At 32.8% G+C, this 3,799-nt stretch carries 4 protein-coding genes and 1 pseudogene; 4 read left to right on the top strand and 1 reads right to left on the bottom strand.

The features are described 5' to 3' along the window. The 3 genes from AC1DUW_RS23140 to AC1DUW_RS23130 form a co-directional block, all read left to right on the top strand. Positions 1 to 379, top strand: a 379-nt coding sequence (locus AC1DUW_RS23140) for a response regulator transcription factor (protein ID WP_477643558.1), incomplete at its 5' end; no start/stop codon positions are given. Then, positions 363 to 1,760: a HAMP domain-containing sensor histidine kinase gene (locus AC1DUW_RS23135; protein WP_053345556.1), complete on the top strand. Its 1,398-nt coding sequence runs from the start codon at positions 363 to 365 to the stop codon at positions 1,758 to 1,760. The genes AC1DUW_RS23140 and AC1DUW_RS23135, both read left to right, overlap by 17 nt. A 137-nt stretch (positions 1,761 to 1,897) precedes the next feature. Then, on the top strand, positions 1,898 to 2,740 hold the full coding sequence (locus tag AC1DUW_RS23130) for a glycoside hydrolase family 73 protein (RefSeq protein ID WP_477643557.1): 843 nt from the start codon (positions 1,898 to 1,900) through the stop codon (positions 2,738 to 2,740). A gap of 345 nt (positions 2,741 to 3,085) precedes the next feature. Here AC1DUW_RS23130 and AC1DUW_RS23125 read toward each other — a convergent pair. Continuing rightward, a pseudogene (locus tag AC1DUW_RS23125) lies at positions 3,086 to 3,211 on the bottom strand (IS110 family transposase); the annotation flags it as partial. A gap of 296 nt (positions 3,212 to 3,507) precedes the next feature. On the opposite strand from AC1DUW_RS23125, the gene AC1DUW_RS23120 reads away from it, so the two are divergent. Then, positions 3,508 to 3,666, top strand: coding sequence for a hypothetical protein (locus tag AC1DUW_RS23120; RefSeq protein ID WP_161804910.1), 159 nt, complete (start codon positions 3,508 to 3,510; stop codon positions 3,664 to 3,666). Positions 3,667 to 3,799 lie beyond the last annotated feature (133 nt).

Here is a 3,799-nt window from a genome sequence, read left to right as displayed (position 1 = left end):
GGATATTGGAGCGGATGAATATCTCAGAAAACCATTCGATCCCCGTATTTTGATTCTTAGAGTCAAGAAAATATTACGTATGGAGAAGTTGATCGAAATAAGGAATTTAAAGATAGATTTACAAAGGCAGAAAGTCTTTAGGGAGGGGGAAGAATTGACTCTTTATAAAAAAGAGTTTGATTTACTGCGATACTTATACGAAAACAAAGGACAGGTTTTGTCTAGGGAAGTTTTGTTACCGTCAGTCTGGGGCATGGATTATGTCGGCGAAGAAAGGACGGTTGATACTCACATCAATAGGTTGCGTGACAAAATTGGAGCGGAGCATATTATCACCCACAGAGGAACAGGATATAGTTTTTATGATAAAAATGAATAAAATAAGCAAGAAACTATTAATGATGGTAAGCATCATTATGCTGTTAGTCTTCGGTATATCTTATTTATTGAATAATTATTTCTCGTCTGATTATTACTTGTATAAAATGAAACAAAGGCTCACCTCCATTTATTTTGAAGTGCAGAACTTGAGTATAGAAGAATTAGTAGAAGCAGAACAAAGAATTGAGAACAATAATAACGTTACAATTGTAATGGTTGAGAATCATGGTAGCACGGAAGCGATCAATGATAATGTTCAATTTGCTTTGTTTAAGGATAAAGTCGTACTGAATAAATTTTGGATTACAGATGAGACTTTACAAAAAGTAGCTAAAGGGCAAACGGTCAAACTGTTATTCAATCAAGGGAAACTGAAGTCCAGCTTATTAACAGTATTATATGAGCAGGAGAATCAGTTGATCTTGCTAGGAACAGTGGTTGTGCATAATACGGATGCTTTACAAATTGTAAATCAATTGAATTTATATTCCATTCTACTAGGCATTATCATTAGTTTATTGTTGGTCGCATATTTCTCTCAAAAAATTATTACACCATTAGAGAAATTAAAGAGTGTAGCGAAGGACATTTCCAATCTGAATTTTAAACAAGTCGAGATTAAATCAGGTGATGAAATTGAGGAATTGTCTTATAGCATTAATGAGATGAGTAATCGCTTGAAAAATGCCCATTCTGAGCTAGTAAAGAAAAACCAAAGCTTGAACACGTTGATATCTAGTATATCGCACGAAGTAAAAACACCGTTATCATTAATACAAGCCTATACGATTGGGATACAAGATGGGTTAGATGATGGAACATATACGGATGTCATTCTGGAACAAGTAACATATACCTCTGAAATGGTCGATTATTTAATAAAACTGTCTAAAGTGCAAGCGATGAAAGTGAACAAATCAAAGTTTGATTTAAGAGAGCTTCTTCAAAAAGTTATAGCCCAATATAAAATTACTTTACAGAACAATCATTTACATGTAAGGAGCAATCTTGATTCAATTGAGAATTTTAGTATTGAAGAAGATTTGAGTCAAATGGAGATCGTATTTCATAATTTGATTAGCAACGCTATCAAGTACGGCGAAGAAGACTATTTCGAAATATTACTAACGAATGATAGAGATAACGAATTAAAATGTACAATCAAAAATAAGACAACCCGTGTACAGCAAGAGCATTTAACTCAAATTTGGGATTCTTTCTATGTGATAGAAGAATCGAGAAACAAAACATTCTCAGGAACAGGACTAGGCCTATCTATTGTGGCTACTATTTTAGATGAAAATGAATTGTCGTATGAAGTGAAGCTAGAGGATTCGTATATTAGTTTTAGTATATGGTTTCATTTGAATTTAGCTTGAAAGCATCACCTTTTTAGGGATGCTTTTTTTGTTTGTTATATTGCTGTGACATAAGGAAGTTATGATAATGAATGAAAGAAGAATGCAGCATTAAATAACAAATATATAAATGATGTTAAATGGGAAGGAGAGACAAGATGGAAAACGGAAAAGTAGCATTTGTGGCAAGTATCTTACTAGTGGCGTTGATTTACTTCGCGTCTGTTAAAGAGATTGCTATTCCAATAGAGAAAATCAAAGAAATTCAAATGATTGTCGATGAAACAAGCCATGGGAAAGTACAAGTAGATTGGCGAAACGTAGCCGCGGTCGTACATACTGAATATGGTCTTAATTCTGTATCTAAAAATGAAATAAAAAGCATTACAGCTCGTTTTATAGGAAAAAGGGAGAATGACTATATATTAAAGGATATGCAACAAGTGACCAAGGATATGAAATACAATCAAAAGCAAAAAAAGCGTGTTGGTTCGTTCCTGAAGCAATTATCTAGTGAAGGGGACATAGCAGCGAAAAACAATAACAATAGTATGCAACGATATTTTATCGAGAGTATTGAAGAGGCAGCGATCTCTAATTATAAAGCGTACAAAATCCTGCCTTCTATTACAATCGCACAAGCTATACTGGAATCGAATTGGGGAAGGTCACAATTATCAACGAAGTATCATAATCTTTTTGGAATCAAAAGCTATAATTGGAACGAGAAAACAGCGAATTTAAGTACGAATGAGTTTTATAATCAGACCATTAAAGATGATTTCAGGGGTTTATTCTTATCTGAAAATCCTCGTTACAGAAAGCATGGATTGTTTTCTTCCAACACATATATGGAGCAGGCTCTGGCATTACAAGAAGCTGGGTACAGTACGATAGAAAATGAAGAAGGTGAGAGAATATATAGTAAGCAATTAATAGAATTAATTCAGCAGTATCAGTTACAGTTGATCGATAGTAATGTTCAGCTTAAATATGCATGATTTCTTCTTTACGTAGAAATGGGTGAGTTGGATATTATCCCCTATAGGTAGATAGTGTAAAAAGACCATAAAAAAAGATGTAGGTTTTCAGTTACCTATAGAATTATGTAGTTTATGTTAATATCTTCTAGACATATTTTACAATTCCTTGTTTAATTTTAAATGACTTTATTGTAAATGAAACATTTTTATTGTCACTATACAAAAGGGAGTTGCTTTGACAGCTCTTTTTCTTATGGTGCTAAACCAGCTAATAGTTTGTCAACATTTTTCAATGAACACTTAAAATATTTCATGCTATTTAGTTATACTTTTAAACTAGGCTAGATCTTGGAAAGTCGCTTATTTAAAGGGCTTTCCTTCTTCACGTTTCTTATCATAGAACTCTCGTAATCCCTTGTTCCGAGGGATGATATCATCTTTCGTTCTCTTCTTGCAACAATCACGAATGGTACAACGAACTGCCATAAAATGAAAATACACTATTTTGTTGTTTTAGTTTTATCCTCAGTTTTATTGTTAGGGTGTACTTCGAAGCAAAAGAATTACAATGTTGCGAAAGCAGAAGTACATAAAGGCCCAAAGGAAAAAAGTAATAAATCAAATTCTTGTTCTAAAATTATTTCACCTAACAACAATTCAAAATAAACACCATCATTCACTGTAAATGAAAAATAAAAGATGTAATAAGGCTATATGAAATAAGGGGTGAAAATCGGAAATTTGATTTTTTCGAAAAACCTTTGTTGGAATGGCTTTTTTGGACAATGGATGAACAGCTTCCGCCAGGCGAGTTAAAAGTAAAAGCAGTTCAAGATGAAAGTGGTAAGAGTATAACAGCAAAAGGAGAGATAGTAAAAGAAGAGACACCTATAAAAGAATTATCTAAAGATTATATCCAAAAGCCAGTTACTTTAATAAAATAGTGAAAATATGTTGACGAATGGTATGTATCCGCTTACAATGATATTTAGTTATTAGTATATTTAGAAAATTAAAAAGAATTCTCAGCATGACAATGGTATTCGACAAAAGAATCGGGTTTCATGCATCATGTAC

The sequence above is a fragment of the Peribacillus sp. P4_C12 genome (assembly GCF_056402095.1).
This window is presented reverse-complemented; position numbering and strand designations above follow the sequence as displayed.

Coding starts and splice junctions, on each gene's coding strand:
- AC1DUW_RS23130 (WP_477643557.1), top strand. CDS start 1,898: ATGGAAAACGGAAAAGTAGCATTTGTGGCAAGTATCTTACTAGTGGCG.
- AC1DUW_RS23135 (WP_053345556.1), top strand. CDS start 363: ATGATAAAAATGAATAAAATAAGCAAGAAACTATTAATGATGGTAAGC.
- AC1DUW_RS23120 (WP_161804910.1), top strand. CDS start 3,508: ATGGATGAACAGCTTCCGCCAGGCGAGTTAAAAGTAAAAGCAGTTCAA.